At 72.2% G+C, this 15,655-nt stretch carries 9 protein-coding genes and 1 pseudogene; 5 read left to right on the plus strand and 5 right to left on the minus strand.

Annotated features, from left to right (window positions below):
• Positions 1-34: 34 nt before the first annotated feature.
• Positions 35-6,946 (plus strand): DEAD/DEAH box helicase, encoded by a 6,912-nt coding sequence (locus tag H300_RS25520; protein WP_051269697.1) that lies wholly within the window; start codon positions 35-37, stop codon positions 6,944-6,946.
• Complete coding sequence (locus H300_RS0107430) at positions 6,943-9,252, plus strand: UvrD-helicase domain-containing protein (RefSeq protein ID WP_028426932.1); 2,310 nt, start codon at positions 6,943-6,945, stop codon at positions 9,250-9,252. Before H300_RS25520 ends, H300_RS0107430 begins: the two co-directional genes overlap by 4 nt.
• 360 nt (positions 9,253-9,612) lie before the next feature.
• On the opposite strand, the pseudogene H300_RS25525 reads toward H300_RS0107430, so the two are convergent.
• Positions 9,613-10,032, minus strand: a pseudogene (locus H300_RS25525) (class I SAM-dependent methyltransferase); the annotation flags it as partial.
• Positions 10,033-10,531: 499 nt separating this feature from the next.
• On the opposite strand from H300_RS25525, the gene H300_RS0107440 reads away from it, so the two are divergent.
• The 3 genes from H300_RS0107440 (at position 10,532) to H300_RS0107450 (ending at position 12,713) form a co-directional block, all read left to right on the plus strand.
• Positions 10,532-10,903, plus strand: coding sequence for a hypothetical protein (locus tag H300_RS0107440; protein WP_028426933.1), 372 nt, complete (start codon positions 10,532-10,534; stop codon positions 10,901-10,903).
• 205 nt (positions 10,904-11,108) lie between these two features.
• Complete coding sequence (locus tag H300_RS0107445) at positions 11,109-12,179, plus strand: DNA polymerase III subunit beta family protein (protein WP_028426934.1); 1,071 nt, start codon at positions 11,109-11,111, stop codon at positions 12,177-12,179.
• A 24-nt stretch (positions 12,180-12,203) separates the two neighbouring features.
• Positions 12,204-12,713 (plus strand): hypothetical protein, encoded by a 510-nt coding sequence (locus H300_RS0107450; protein ID WP_028426935.1) that lies wholly within the window; start codon positions 12,204-12,206, stop codon positions 12,711-12,713.
• Positions 12,714-12,941: 228 nt separating this feature from the next.
• Here H300_RS0107450 and H300_RS0107455 read toward each other — a convergent pair whose 3' ends face one another.
• From H300_RS0107455 to aztA, 4 genes are all read right to left on the minus strand, one after another.
• Positions 12,942-13,589, minus strand: a complete 648-nt coding sequence (locus H300_RS0107455) for a cation efflux transmembrane domain-containing protein (RefSeq protein WP_028426936.1) — start codon at positions 13,587-13,589, stop codon at positions 12,942-12,944.
• The gene (locus H300_RS0107460) at positions 13,586-13,975 is read right to left on the minus strand and encodes a metalloregulator ArsR/SmtB family transcription factor (RefSeq protein ID WP_028426937.1); all 390 of its coding nucleotides are present in this window, start codon (positions 13,973-13,975) and stop codon (positions 13,586-13,588) included. Before H300_RS0107460 ends, H300_RS0107455 begins: the two co-directional genes overlap by 4 nt.
• Positions 13,976-14,190: 215 nt before the next feature.
• Positions 14,191-14,496 (minus strand): hypothetical protein, encoded by a 306-nt coding sequence (locus tag H300_RS0107465; RefSeq protein ID WP_028426938.1) that lies wholly within the window; start codon positions 14,494-14,496, stop codon positions 14,191-14,193.
• 404 nt (positions 14,497-14,900) lie between these two features.
• Positions 14,901-15,644, minus strand: a complete 744-nt coding sequence (gene aztA, locus H300_RS0107470; RefSeq protein WP_028426939.1) for a zinc ABC transporter ATP-binding protein AztA — start codon at positions 15,642-15,644, stop codon at positions 14,901-14,903.
• Positions 15,645-15,655: the final 11 nt, after the last annotated feature.

The raw sequence follows: 15,655 nt of genomic DNA on the forward strand, positions 1-15,655 counted from the left end.
CGGGCCCCAGTACGCAGAACCAGGAGGACCACGCGTGCGACCGACCCTCGCCGCCGAGCAGGTACGCGACAGCCTGAGCCAGTACCTGTCGACGACCTACGCGCTGGCGGACGAAGGCACCCGCAGCGCCCTGGAGCAGTTCCTCGCCGACGCCGACGACGGCATCTTCCGCGGCCCGTACCTGCGCATCCGCACACCCTTCCGCTCCGCCGCGGACGACGGCTGGCAGCGGAACCTCACCTGGTGGCCGCGTACCAAGGGCTTCGCCCCCTACCGCCACCAGGAGCGGGCCTGGGAGCGCCTGTCCACCCTGCACGGCCCCGCCCGGCCCACCCTGGTGACCACCGGCACCGGCTCCGGCAAGACCGAGTCGTTCCTCGTCCCGATCCTCGACCACTGCCGGCGGCAGCGGGCGGCCGGCCGGGAAGGCGTCAAGGCCGTCCTGCTCTACCCGATGAACGCGCTCGCCACCGACCAGGCCCACCGCATCAACAACCACCTCGACAACCCCCGCGACGCCCGGCTCAGGGACGCCGGGGTGCGCGCGGCGCTCTACATCGGCGACAAGGCGTCCAGGGAGTTCAAGCAGGCCAACCCGCGCGTCGCGGTCGACCGCGACGAGATCAGGCACACCCGGCCCGACATCCTCATCACCAACTACAAGATGCTGGACCTGATGCTCCAGCGGCCCGAGGACCAGCGGCTGTGGCAGGAGCCGGGCGGCTCCCCGCTCGCCTACGTCGTCCTCGACGAGTTCCACACCTACGACGGCGCCCAGGGCACCGACGTGGCCATGCTGCTGCGCCGTCTCGGCGCCGTCGCGGGGCTCAACGAGCCGGGACGGCCCCTCGGCCCGGTCTGTCCCGTCGCCACCTCCGCCACCCTCGGCGAAGGGGGCGAGGGCGCGGCGACCGGGCCGATGCTGGACGTGGCGGAGCAGGTGTTCGGCGTGCCGTTCCCGCCGGACGCCGTGGTGGGCGAAGACCGCGACAGCGCACAAGGCTTCGCGGGCGACAGCGACTTCTCGCTGCCCTTCCCCGCCCCGCACGAAGTGGTGGCGCTCGGTGACCCCACCCGCGACCCCGAAGCGCTGGATCGGCTGGCCGCCGCCTTCACCGGCCGGAGCGGCCTGGACGCCACGCAGCTCGGCAGGCAACTGCGCCGCCACCGGCTGACGGCGGCGGTCCTGGAGATCCTCGACGGCCGGCCGCGCACCACGCCCGAGATCATGGACGTCCTGCCGCGCTACGCCTACCACTGGGGCATGGCGGTGCAGCAGACCCCGTCCGTCGCGGCCCAGGCCCTGGCGCGCTACGTCGCGCTGCTCTCCACGGCCCGCAACCCCGAGCACCCCGCCCGTCCGCTCCTGTCGATCGAGGTCCACCACTGGGTGCGCTCCGTCTCCCGGGTGCTGCGCGGCATCAGCGCGGCGAGGGCCGAGTTCCGCTGGGACGACGAGCGGATCACCACGGGCGGCAGGCCGGCCGCCCGTACGAGCGGTGGACGCGGCGGCGTTCGTGACACCGGGAGCCGTGGGGGCACCGGCCAGGGGAGGGGGGCCCCCGCCTCGGACGGCGATCCGGGCGCGGTCGTACCGGTGGGGGACAGCGCGCCCCCGCCCGCCCAGGTGTTCCTGCCCGCCGTCTTCTGCCGGCAGTGCGGCCGCTCCGGATGGGCGGCGCTCTCCCCGGAATCAGATCCGGCAGAGCTGGACATGAACGCGACGAAGATCCGCCGGGCGTCCGTCGGCCGCGACAAGAGCCGTGTCCGCAACATGATCGCGGCCACCCCCCAGCAGGCTTACGACGCTGCCTTCGTGGCGGAGAAGCAGCGCAGCGGGCCCACCGTGATGGTGCTGGACGGGCTCAGTGGGCGGGTGCGGCCCCTGTCCCGCGAAACGGACTTCGACCCGCCGCGCGACGAGGAAAGCCCCCACACGGCCAAGCCGCTGCACGACGCGGCGTTCGTCTGGGCGGATCTCGGCGACGACCGGGCGGCGCGCGGAGACCAGTGCCCGGCCTGCCGCACCTTCAACGCCATCCGCTACCTCGGCACCGGCCTCGCCGCCCTCGCCGCCGCCTCCATCACCCAGCTGTTCACCGGCGGTGAGCTCGACAAGAACCTGAAGGAGGACAAGACCCTCCTCTTCAACGACTCCGTGCAGGACGCCGCGCACCGCGCCGGGTACGTCGCCAACCGCTCCTACACCTTCTCGCTGCGCTCCCTGCTGGGCAGCCGCATCGACGAGGACGAACCGATCGCGCTGAGTGACCTGGCCGCCGACCTCATCGCGGACGTCGTCGACAGCAGAGCCGTCCAGGCCGCGGTGATCCCGCCCGACCTGCACGTGGTGCGCGGCGTCGACACCCTGCTGTCCGGACGCGGCAAGGGCTCCCGCGCCACCTGGGAACTCATCGCGCAGCGGCTCGCGTTCGCGGCGGTCATGGAGTTCGGGCTCAGGTCCCGGCAGGGCCGCACACTGGAACTCACCCGCACTGTCGCCGCGGACGTGCCGCTGAAGGACCCCGACGCCGTGGCCGGGATCGTGCGCGAACTCCTCCACACCACGCCCGGGGACATCGCGCTGCCGGACGGCTCCACGCCCGGCCCGGACCGCTGGATCGGGTACGTGCGCGGCCTCCTCGAGCGGCTGCGCACCCGCGGCGCCGTCCGGCACGCCTGGCTCGACGGCTGGCTCGACCAGGCGGGCGTGCGGCGCTGGCTCGTCTGGGGCGGGCGCCGCACCGGGATGCCCGCGTTCCCACCCGGCGTGTCCGCCCCGGCCTTCCTGCTGGGCAGTCCCAAACAGGGCAGCGACGACTTCGACGTGGTCACCGGCCGCCTCGGTTGGTACCAGGACTGGACCCGGCGCGCACTCGGCCTGCGCCCCGACGCCGCCAGCGCCTTCCTCGTGCGACTGCTGCCCGCACTCGCCGACGCGGGTGTGCTGTCCGCCCGCACCGCCACGGACGGCGTGACCCGCGTCTACGGCCTCCAGCCCGGACACGTACACGTCCGCAAGCTCGCCGACGACCAGGTGCCCGACGCCTCCGCGCACTGCCCGGTGTGCTCCTGGGAGCAGACCGTCCACCCCGACCTGGCCGACCACTGGCACGGGCAGCCGTGCCCCCGCTACCGCTGCGGCGGACTCCTGCGCACCGGCCAGGACCTGGAGAGCGGTGCACGGCGCCGGGACTTCACCCAGGACTTCTACCGGCGCATGTACCGCGAGGCCGGTGTCTTCACCATCAACACCGCCGAGCACACCGGCACCCTCACCCGGCCCAAACGCGAGGCCGTGGAGAAAGCCTTCCGCGAGGGCACCCAGGGCCACTACGCCAATCCGCAGGTCCTCTCCTGCACCCCCACCCTCGAACTCGGGATCGACATCGGCGACCTGTCGGCCGTCGTCCTCGCCTCGTTGCCCAAGGGGCCCGCCAGTTACGTGCAGCGCGTGGGCCGGGCCGGTCGCGCCACCGGCAACGCCTACCTGCTGACCATGGTCGATCGCGGTCCTCGCGACCGCTACTACCTGGACGACCCCCGGCAGATGATCGCGGGCGACATCCAGCCGCCCGGCTGCTTCCTCTCGGCCAGCGAGATCCTGCGCCGCCAGTACCTCGCGCACCTTCTCGACCTGGCGGGCGCCGGACGCCTGCCCGTGGCGGAGGGTAACGGGAACATGCTCAATCCGATGCTGCATCTGGCCCCCGACCTGTTCGGACCCTCGGCGTGGCTGTCGGAGTTCGAGCAGGCCGCGCTCGCCGCCGGCCCCCACCTCGCCGAGACCTTCCTCCAACTGTTCCCGCTCTACGACGAGGCGAAGGGCACAGGCATCAGCCCGCAGGCGGCCGAGGCACTGCGCACGTACGCGACAGGGGGGCTCGCCGAGGCGCTGAAGGAGGCCCGCGACCGCTGGGAGGACCGTCGAGGCGAGATGCAGCGCCGCGTCACCTCGATCGACGAGGCGCTGAAGGCACTGGTGCCCGGCGACCCCGAACACGCACGGCAGGGCAGGGAACTGCGGGCCGAGCGCCGAGCCGTCTCCCGGCACGCGGCCGAGATCAGCCGCACCACCGCGCACGGCGCGCTCGTCGACCTCGGACTGCTGCCCAACTACAGCCTCGTCGACTCGCTCACCGAACTGGAGGCATCCCTCACCTGGCGGGAAGACGGCAGTGACGGGAAGCCCGAGCACCACAGCAAAGTCCTCAGGTACGAGCGGTCGGCGCGCCTGGCCCTCACCGACTTCGCGCCCGGCAACCACTACTACGTACAGGGCTACAAGCACCGCGTCACCGGGCTCGACATCGGCAGCCCGAACCGTCCGGCGTGGCTGTGGTGGCGCGTCTGCCCCGAGTGCGGGCACGTCCGCACGCAGCAGGCACGGCAGGACTCGACCGCCTGCCCGCGCTGCCAGTCGCCCGCCATCGGAGACGTCGGCTGCCTGCACAGGGTGCTGGTGCCGCACCGGGTGACAGCCCGCGACCAGCGCGACGACGTTCGGGTACGGGACGACACCGACGAGCGGGAACGGCGCCACTACACGGTGGTCCCGGCCGTGGACATCCCGCAGGAGCACATCGAGACGGGTTGGCGGCACAGGAAGGCCACCTTCGGATGGGAGTTCACCCGGCAGGCCGTGATCCGCCACATCAACGTCGGCGCCACCCGCGTGGAGACCGGCGTGGAGGACGCCTTCGCAGGACGCCGGGTGCGGCTCAACCCCTTCTGGGTCTGCGACTCCTGCGGATACGCCGACGCCGACGGCGGTCCCGCCGCCGCGCAGGCCGGGCAGCAGGACGCCCTCACCACGCTCCGGGCCACGAAGCACCACCGCCCGTGGTGCCCCCGCCTGCGCGAAGGACTCGACGAGTCGACGACGGCTCAGCAGGGCGTGAAACTGCTCCTGGCCCACGAACTGCGAAGCGAGGCACTGCGCATCCTCGTCCCCGCGGTGACCGCGTACACCGAGGAACGCCTGGCCTCCTTCAAGGCCCTGCTGCTCCTGGGCATCGCCCGGAGCTACGGCGGCGACCCCGACCACCTGGCCGTGGTCACCGACTCGGTGCCCGAGCCGGGCGCCGACGTGCGCAGGCACTTCCTCGTGCTGTACGACTCCCTGCCCGGCGGGACCGGCTACCTGCACCGACTCGCGGGACCCGACGGGTTGCGCAACGTGCTGACCCGGGCCCGCCAGGTCGTGGAGCGCTGCCCGTGCGTCGGCGAGCAGCGACCCGCCTGCCACCGCTGCCTGCTGCGGTACGCCGGCGACAGCGAGCACGCCCTGGTCTCCCGCGAACACGCCCTCGACATGCTCGGCGAACTGCTCGGCCGCACCGGCGACGCCTGGGACGTCGAGGAGGCCGGGACGACTCGTGTCATCAGCCTCGACAAGCAGGTCGAGAGCGAGCTGGAGGCGCTGTTCCGCCGCGGGCTGCTCGACTGGGCCGAAGGCGTCGACGAAGTGAGCGTGCGGTCCGCGCAGACTCCCGATGGCGAGCGCGACACGACGCTGCGGTTCACGGCGCCCGACGGCACGGTCAGCGGCTGGCGCATGGAGACCCAGACGGACCTCGGGTTCACTGTTCCCGACGTGGTCTTCCGCAGCCTGGACGACGACCGCAGGCGGGTAGCCGTCTACCTGGACGGCTACCGCTACCACGCGAGCGCCGACCACAACCGCATCGCGTCCGACGCCGCCAAACGGACCCGGTTGCGTGCCGGACACGGCTGGCAGGTCTTCCAGCTGACCTGGGACGACGTGCGCGCCTGGACGGGTGACGCGAAGCCGCCCGCCGACCCCGTGTGGGTGCCCTACCAGAACACGGCGCAGAAGACCGCGTCGGACATCCACCGGCGACTGCACGGTGACGATCCGCGCGACCTGAACCTGTTCGTGTGGGCCAACCCGGTCGACACCCTGATCGGCTACCTGACGACCCCCGACCAGGAGGTGTGGCGGCGGCGCGCCCAGAGCGCCCTGGCGGGGTTCGCCGCGGTGTCCGCGACCAGCCGCGCCCTGGCCGACGGCCCCGAGATCCGGAACCGTATCGTCGAGGCCCTGCACGGCAAGCGGCTCTCGGGCGGCCAGGGCCCCGTCCAGGTGATGGCGACCAAGGACGGCAGCGGAGTCCCGCTGACCGTCGCCCTCGACCTGCGCGAGGGGCAGGCGGGCGCGGTGTGGACCGCGCTGACCGTGCTCGACGACAGCGCCGAGGCACCGGGCCGGGACGAGAACGCCCACCGCAGGCGCTGGCGGGCCTGGCTCTACTGGACCAATCTGCTCCAGTTCCTCAACGAGGGCGAGGGCGACGGCGTCCAGCTCGCGACCAGCCAACTGTCGGGCTTCGACCCGGTGGAGCTGGCCGTGACAGGAGGCGCCGGCTGGCTGGAGTCCTGTCGGCAATCGCAGCAGCCCCCTGCGACAGGGCCTGCCCGGGACGGAGGGGCGGCCGCTGCGACCGGGCCCTCCGCCGGAGCCGCCGAGGCCGGGAGGGCCGCTACGGAGGCCTCACCCGGCGGGGCGGCCCCGCCGTCGGTGGCGGGGGAGGCAGAGCGGGAGGCGGCCCACGATCCGGCCTGGGACGAGGTCGTCGAGTACCTCGTGGACGAGCCCGGTCTCGCCGAACTCGTCGAGGCACTGATCCGGTCCCGGGTGCGCGCGCCCCAGGCCGGTTTCGAACTCGGCGAGGGCGCATGGCCGGCCGAACTGGCCTGGCCCGCCCACCGGGTCGGTGTCGTACTCGCCCCCGGCCCGGAGGACGAGGCCGACGCAGCAGCCGTCGCGGAGGCGCGGGACCGCGACCGCGCCTATGCGGCAGCGGGCTGGACCGTGCGCACCGCCGCGGAATGGGACGCCGGAGAACTCGCCGCAGCCCTTGCCGGACCCGCGGCAGCAGACGACCGCGCGGCCGTGAACGACGACGAGGAGCAGGACCGATGACCACCACCGGCCCGCCGACCGCGGGCGCGACCCTCCGCCTGCTCGACAAGGCGGACAAGGAAATCGTCAAGCTGGACCGGACGATCGTCGGAGCGGTCTACAAGTTCCAGCACGAGTTCCGGAAGAACCCCGAGTCGCCGGGCTTCGACCTCAAGCAGCTCAAGGGGCACGAGCGGCTGTGGTCGGCGCGTGTCCACCGCGAGTACCGGGCACTGCTGGTACGCCTGAGCGGCAACGACTGGCTGCTGGTCTCGGTCAAGCACCGGGGGCACGTCCACCGCAACCTCGACCGGCTGGCCTACGGCATCAACCAGGTCACCGGCGCGATCGAGTACGTGGACCTCCAAGTCGTGGAGGACGACGTCCTCAGCGGATCAGGAGCCGGAACGCGTCCCGAGTCGGCAGTCCCGCAGGCCGTCCCGCAGGCGACCCCGCCGAGCACGCAGCCCGCCGTCCGACCGGACACCGCGCTGTTCGCCGCCCACACCGCGCGGCAACTGGCCGACCTGGGGGTGGCCGAGCCGCTCATCCCGATCGTCCGCAAGCTGACCACGGACGACGAACTGCTCGGACTCGCCGAGTACGCCCCGCGGCACACGGGTGAGGTGCTGCTGCGGCTGCGCGACGGTGTTCCGTACGAGCAGGTCATGGCGGAGGTGACCACACCGGTGGCCGCCGCAGCCGAGGAAGTGCCCGTCGCTGCACGCGGTGACGACTGGCGAGCCGCGGCCGACCGCTCGCAGGCCGTGGTGATCACCGATGACGAGTCGCTGCGGAGCATCCTCGAAGAAGGCGACTTCGGCCGGTGGAAGGTGTTCCTGCACCCCACCCAGGAAAAGCTGGTGCGACGCACGTACTCCGGGCCGGCCCGGGTGAGCGGCGGCCCCGGAACGGGGAAGACGATCGTCGCACTGCACCGGGTGAAGCATCTGGTGGACCAGCTGCCCCCGGGCCACAACAAGCCGGTCCTCCTCACCACCTTCAACAGGAACCTCGCGGCCGATCTGCGCTCCCGCCTCCTCTCGCTGGGCGGACCGCAGACGCTCGCCCGCGTCGACATCCTGCACGTGGACCAACTGGCGACACGCGTGGTGAGTGAGGCCGACCCGGGAAACACCAAACGCAGAATCGACGACACACAGGCTCTGCGCGAGTGGCGGCAGCTACTGGTCGAAGCCGGGGAGACCCGCTGGGACGCCGAGTTCCTCAGCGACGAGTGGAACCAGGTGATCCTGGGCCAGGCCGTGGCACTGCGCGCCGACTACTTCAAGGCGCGGCGGGCCGGCCGGGGCCGCAGCGTGAGCCGTTCCGACCGGGCCGGGATCTGGCAGCTCGCCGAACGCTTCACCCAGCGGCTCGACGTCAAGGGGTTGCAGACCCACCGCCAAGTCGCCGAACGAGCCGCCCAACTGGAGAGGGCCCGCTGTCACAAGATCGAGGAGCGCCGCCGGCTGGAGGAGGAGCGCGGAGGTCCGGGCAACATCCACGCGGAGTCGGGGACGGGTGCCTGGCTGCGCCACCGCTACCGGCACGTCGTGGTGGACGAGGCCCAGGACCTCGGTGCCGCACACTGGAAGATGCTGCGAGCCATGGTGCCCCAGGAGGCAGACGACATCTTCCTCGTGGGCGACACCCACCAGAGGATCTACGACAACCAGGTCACCCTGGGAAGCCTCGGGATCAACATTCGTGGCCGCTCGGCCAAACTGACCCTCAGCTACCGCACCACCCGCGAGATCCTGGGGGCTGCACTCGGCATCCTCGAAGGAGCCGACTTCGACGACCTCGACGGAAGTACCGATGACCTGGCGGGGTACCGCTCCGTGCTGCACGGCGGGCGTCCCGCACTGCGGGGTGCGAAGAGCTGGGACGAGGAGCTCGACCTCGTGGTGGAGCAGGTGCAGGTGTGGCACGACGTTCCGCGGGAGTCGGTGGCGATCTGCGTGCCGACGAACGACAAGGCCGACGAGGTGGTGGCACGGCTCGCCCGGCGCGGCATCATGGCGACGAAGATCACCGGCGACGGGGCGCGGGCTGCCGAGGGAGTGCACGTCGGCACGATGTACCGCTTCAAGGGGCTGGAATACCGGCGGATGGTCATCGCGGGAGTCTCGGAGGGCCTGGTCCCCCGCTCGGCCGTGGATGTCTGGGAGCGGACCGACAAACTGCGCCACAGGCGTGAACTCCAGCGTGCCCGCTCTCTGCTGTTCGTCGCCGCCACCAGGGCCCGGGACGCGCTCACGATCTCCTGGACCGGAGAACCCAGCAGGTTTCTTCGCCCGCTGGGGGCACGGCGTGGCGGCTGAACGGTCGACTCGTCCTGCGTAGGCCGCGGACGGTACGGCTTCCGGGCGGCATGCGGCCGGGAAGTTCCCCGCAGCACGCTTCCGCCGTCCGCCGGCCCGGTAGCAACGATCTGAGCGGCGTCGCCACCGCGACCGGTCTGCTCAGCCTCCGGACGGCCACCGAGCCCGCCGTCCGGGGAGCACGCCGGCCACGTGGCCCGGACCGGTCCCCGGCGAGGTGGGCGAGGTCGGCCCGTACCTCGCCCCAGTGCAGCGCCCGCCCGCTCCCGGGCCCGCCGTCGCGCAGGGCGAGCTGCTCCCGGTGGGCGGCGACGGCCGCGTGCGGCCCCCGACCGCCGCCGTCCCCGGCTCCCGCAGGCGTCACGTGCCCGTCGTCCCCACCTTGCGTGCGAGGAGCTGGACCTCCTGGAACTGCCGCTGGTCGGTGGGCTCCGGCTCGATCACCGTGCGGGCCGCCTCCACCAGCCCGTGGTCGCGCAGGAGCGCGGCGAGACGGTCGGGGGACCAGCGGTAGGCCGTCACCACCGCGTGGTCGTAGGCCTGCGTCGCGTGGTGGGGACCGTCGGTGGCCGGGAAGCCGATCAGCACGTGACCACCGGGACGCAGGACCCGGGCGATCTCGGCCAGGACACCGGGCACGTCGCGCGGCGGGGTGTGGATGAGGGACCACCGCGAGAGCACCCCGCCCAGCGCGCCGTCCCCGCTCTCCAGCGCGGCCATCGAACCGACTTCGAACCGGGGCCCCGGGTACGCGGCGCGGGCGAGTTCGACCATCACGGGGCGATGGCGTCGTAGGACTCAACAGTGGCGCGCAGGGTCTGGATTCCGGTCACCCGCAGACCGTAGCGGGAAGAGAGCACGGACCGTTCGACACCTCGCCACCGGGAAGAACTCCGGCGCCGAGGCCGCAGTGAGCGCGACGAGAAGGCCGGGAAAGCCACTGGACGCGGCCGGTTGGGCGTCGGGGTCCGGCGCCCGGTGGGGGTGCCGAAGCCCCGGCCGTAACGAGGGCGAAGTACCACCGACTCCGTCTCATCAACGGTTCAGGTCGTACTCAGCCGCAGTTCCCGCTACCTTCACGGGAGGGGATGCGGTTCACCTTCCCCTGTTCTCTCGGCTGGGTCCGGACCGGCGGAAGACCTTGCCGGCCCGTCCGGACCCGAGGTCATGGCGAGGCCGCCGCCTCGGGCTTGTCCTGTCACAGCCATGCGGCTGCTCTGGCACTCCGTGCCCCGGCTGCGCGCCGTGGTGCCCGGAGATCACCACGTCCAGGGGGATCTTGCGTATCCGCACCACCGACGCAGCCGTCACCGCCGTGCTCGCTCTCAGCCCTGTCGGCCGCAGCAGCGACAGCGACAGCAGCGCCGAGAGCAAGGGCGACAGCGAACGGAGCAGCGAGCCCGCGGCTCCGAGCAGCGAGTCTGCGGCTTCGAACGACGCGGACGGCAGCGACAGCTCAGAGGCCGACGAGGTCGTTCCGTCCGAGCCCACCGGCGATGCGCGGTCCGCCGTCATCGCAGCCCTGAGAGACGTCGACCCCGCACTCGTCCAGGACGAGGACAAGGTCATCGAGGAGGCGCGCTACCCGTGTGGGAACCTCGACGGCGGTGACTCGGGCGCGTCGGACAGTGCGCCGGAGCTGTTCACCTGAGACGGCATCATGCTGACCGAGGGCGACGCACGGCACGCCGCCGTACGGGCCGGTGTCGGGCTCCGGTGGCGGGCGGTCGCCGGTGGCTGCCCGAACAGGGATGCCTCGCGCGGGTGCCGTCGGCCACGGGGTCTCCGCTGACGGGGCTGAGGGCGCCGCTCATCGGTGTTGACCTTCAGGTTGGTCGAAGCTCGATGATGGCGCGATGCCGAATGATGATCTGATGCCGATCGGGCATTTTGCTCGACGCAGCGGCCTGACCTCCAGCGCGCTGCGGTTCTACGCTGATACCGGGCTGCTGCCCCCTGCCGAGGTCGACCCGGACTCGGGTTACCGCTACTACCACGCCGACCAGGTGGCTCGGGCAGTCGTGCTGCGTCAGCTCCGCGAGATCGCCATGCCCCTCTCCGGTGTCGAGGCCGTACTGGACTCCGGGGCCGAGGCCGCGTCCCGGCTGCTCGACGACCATGTCGCGAAGGTCGTGGGGGACGCGGCAGCGGCACAGCGGACGGCTGCCGTGCTCAAGCCCCTCCTCGGCGACGTGCCAGGCCTTTTGATCACGGCGCTGAAGGGCCCCGTGCTCGCGGACGCGGTCGAGCAGGTGCTGACCGCGACCGCCCACGAACCGGGGGCGCCGGTCCTCGCCGGCCTGCGCATCGAGGCGAGTCGCGAGGCGGTCACCCTGACCGCCACCGATCGCTATCGGCTCTCCACCCGGACCCTGGTGCCGGCTGAACCACCGGGGCGGGCGTGGGCCGGCACAGCCGACGGCGACGACCTGCGGGCCGCGGCCGCGGACATCCGTCGCAGCGCGCTGGTCCGGGTCGAGGCGGTGCCGCACGGAATCCGGTTCCGCGGGGCCGACCGGGAGGACCAGTTCTGTCGGCTGCTGCCCGAGGAGTTCCCCGAGTACCGACTGGCGCTCGCGTCACTGGGCGAGGCAACGACCCGCGTAACGGTTGCGAAGGATCTGCTCCTGCGAGTCCTGGAGGAACTTCCCGGCGCGTGGATCGGGCTGCGCATCGGGGACAACACGGTGAACGTCGTGCCAACGGCTGACGGGCGCCCTGCCGGTTCCCTGCGGGCCACCGTGACGGGGCGAGCCCTCCGGATCGGATTCGGACTGACCACGCTCTATCCCGCTATCAGCACCGCGATCGGCCCCGACGTCGTGCTCGACCTGCGGGGACACGACAAGCCCGTCACGGTCCGCTCCGCCGACCGCGGTGACCTGACCACTCTGGCGATGCCCGTCAAAGCCGAACACCCCGCCTGATACAGACGAAGAGGAACACGCCCCATGCCTTCCGCGCCCGCCAGCCCCGACGCGATCATGGCCGCCATCGGGAAGGCCGTCACCGAAGGCCGAGCCGGTGAGACCGCTTCCGCCCGGCGAAGCCTTCTGAACCTGTGGTCCGCGATCGGCGTCACCGGCGATCCGCTGCACCGCTGCTCCCTGGCACACTACCTGGCAGATCTTCACGAAGACCCGGCCCAGGCCCTGGCCTGGGACATCCGGGCTCTGGACGCCGCCGACGCCGTGACCGAGGAACGAGTCCAGGAGCACCACGCGGGCGTCCATATCGTCAGCTTCTTCCCGTCCCTGCACCTCAACCTCGCCGACGACTATCGCCGGCTCGGCTCCTTCGAGACCGCAGCCGAGCATATCGACGCTGCCCGGGCGCACGTTCCCCAGCTTCCTCAGGGCCCCTACGGTGACCTTCTTCGGGGCGCGGTCCGGGAGGTCGCCGAGGCCATCGACCGACGGGACCGCGCCCCGCGGGCCTCTGCGCCCAGTTCCGTCTCGTAGCGCCGCGGTGCACCCCTCACCGTGGTGGGACCGTCCCGTCCTCTCGTCCCGCCCCGCGAGCGGTGGCCGATCAGGCGAGGCAGATCCCTGCTCCGGCAGGCGGGGGCCGACTCCGCGAGCGCGTTCGAAGTCACCGGCATGATGCCCCACGACGTCTCCCCGGCCCGGCTGCGCTGCAGGGAACCGGCCGAAGACCGCCCAGGAGCCACCCGCGCTCTGAACAGGTCCTCAGGCGCAGCCGTCGTCGCAGAAGACTTCGCCTTCCCACGCCTCCTTGCCCTCCATGAGGGCGAAGCCGGCGATGACGAACCCGGCGACCGGGTCGAGCCAGGTCCAGCCGAAGAAGGCGAACGCGAGCAGTCCGAGGAAGGTGGACACGCTCAGCCATGCGCACAGCTTGGTCTCGGCGGCGTCCGCGATGACCAGGCGCGAGTTCATCTCCTGGCCGGCCTTGCGCTTGGCCCGTGCCAGCCACGGCATGACCACGAGGGAGACACCGGTCAGCAGGATGCCGACCAGTGAGGTGTCGGGTTTCTCGCCGCTGAGAAGGTCGCGGACGCCTTCGACGGTGACGTAGGCGGCGAGCGCGAAGAAGGTGACGGCGATGAACTTCAGCGCCTTGCGCTCCTTGGCCTCGTCCGGCTCGCCGCCTTTGATCTCCGCCAGCAGACGCACCAGGACCACGGCTGCGGCGGCCACCTCGATGCCGGAGTCGACGCCGAACCCGATCAGTGAGACCGCCCCGGCGATGGTGCCTGCCGAGACGGCGATGACCCCTTCGACGACGTTGTAGCCGATGGTGAACTGCGCGTACCGCACGGCGCGGTGCGTGGCCGGTCCGGTGGCGTCGGGGACAGCGGCGCGGGCGGTGCTCATCGGGCGGGCTCCTGGGCTGCGGGGGCGGCGGTTCCGTAGGTGGGACACAGGTCGACGGCCTCACCGGTCGCGGCGAGCAGGTGTTCGGCGGAGGCCAGCAGGTCCAGCAGTTCGGGGCGGGCCAGTGCGTGCAGGGTGGCCCGCCCCTGCGGGCGGGAGGTGATCAGGCCGCAGTCGCGCAGGCAGGCCAGGTGTGCCGAGACCGTGGACTGCGCCAGGCCCAGGCACGCGACCAGATCGGTCACCCGCGCCTCGCCCCGGGCGAGGCGCCGCAGGATCACCAGGCGGGCCGGGTCGCCGAGCGAGCGGAACAGGGCGACGGCCGCCGAGGGCGCGCCGCAGGGAGGGGAGGCCGACGGTGCGGACTCCGCAGGAATAATCGTCATATAGCGATGATAGCCACATCTGACGATGCCACTCCTTTCGGGGGCGTGCCGGTGATCCGGGGTGGGGCCGGGAGGGCGCCGGTCGACGGCGGAGGACGCGCCGGGCACGGCCTTGAGTGCCTCGTCGTCGCCGGTGTCCGGTCCGCGCTTTCGGACGTGCACCAGAAGGCGACCGAAGCCCTGTGCCGTTCCTGGACGCACTCGGGGACGCCCTGCTACTGGTAGCCGAGCCCGACCGACACGATGCGTCGCAGCGAGGCGAGGGCGGCGGGCACGACGGGCCCCGGCCACCGTTCGGCGAGCCGTTCCAGCTCGTCCACCAGGTCGCCGATCTCGCTCGCGCAGTGGCCCGCGATGGTGCGGCCGTCGATCCGTGACTCCCGGGCCGCCTTCGACAGGCGCGCACCGCCGCAGTCCGGGCAGGTCCGCTCGGTGACGACGCGCTCGGTGGCCTTGCGCTCCTTGTCCTTGAGCGCCTCCAGGCCCGGCCGGACGGACCGCCGCGTGATCCGGGGGACCACGCCTTCGTCGTCGTTGACGGCGACGTTGTTGGTCGGCGTAGCGCGAGAACAGCACGCGGAGGACCGGGTTGACCTCGGTCATCGTGACCACCGTCGAGCGGGTGCCGCCGCCCACCGGTTTCTGGTCCACGACGCTCGCGGGGGCCAGGTTCTCGATCAGGCCGAACTCGGGGCGCTCGTGGCGGGGCAGCCGGTTGCGGATGGACGCGGGGAACACCTCGTTGAGTTGCCGCTGCGACTCCACCGCGATCGTGCCGAACACGAGCGAGGACCTGCCCGACCCGGAAACGCCGGTGACCACGGGCAGGAGACCCCGTCCCGCCGTGTCACCACTGTCTCACCCGCGGTGCCGGACGGGGGTGCCACCGCGGCACGCGCGGCGGGGCGGGGGCGGTCGAGGCAGGTCAGGCCGGCCGCCAGATCCGGGCGAGCGCGGTCGCGGTGAGGGTCTCGCTCGGGCCTCCCTGCCCCATGAGGCGGCCGTCGTGGAGCAGGAGGCAGAAGTCCGCCGCGCGTGCCGCCTCCAGGTCGTGCGTGGCCTGGACGACGGTGACGCCGTCGGCGGGGAGGGCCGCCAGCAGGGACCTGATGCGTTCCCTCGCCTCCGGGTCGAGTCCCGTGGTCGGCTCGTCCAGGAGGAGCAGGTCGGACTGCTGGGCCAGGCCCTGCGCGATCAGCGTGCGCTGGCGCTGCCCTCCGGACAGTTCCCCGAGCTGGCGGGCGGCGAGGTCACCGATGCCGAGTCGGTCGAGTGCGCCGTCCACCGTCGCGTGATCCTGCCGGGTCAACCGCCGCCACGGCCCCCGCTCGCTCCAGCGCCCCATCTCCACGGTCTGCCGCACGGTCAGCGGAAGGGCGTCGCCGAGGGCTCCGCGCTGCGGCACGAAGGCAGGCGGTGGCCCTCCCCGCTGTACGAGCTCTCCCGATGTCGGCCGGATCACACCGGCCAGGACGCCGAGGAGCGTGGACTTTCCGCTGCCGTTCGGTCCGACGAGCGCCGTCGTGGCCAACCCCGGTATCCGAAAGGTGAGGTCGTGCAGGACGGGGCGGCCCGGATACCCGGCGCACAGGTCGGTGGCGTGCAGGTGGGGTGCCCGCTCGGGCGCGGGCGGTGACAGGGGGGAGGGTGTATTGAACATGATTTTCATTGTAGGGTCCC

It is taken from the genome of Streptomyces sp. TAA040 (assembly GCF_000424845.1).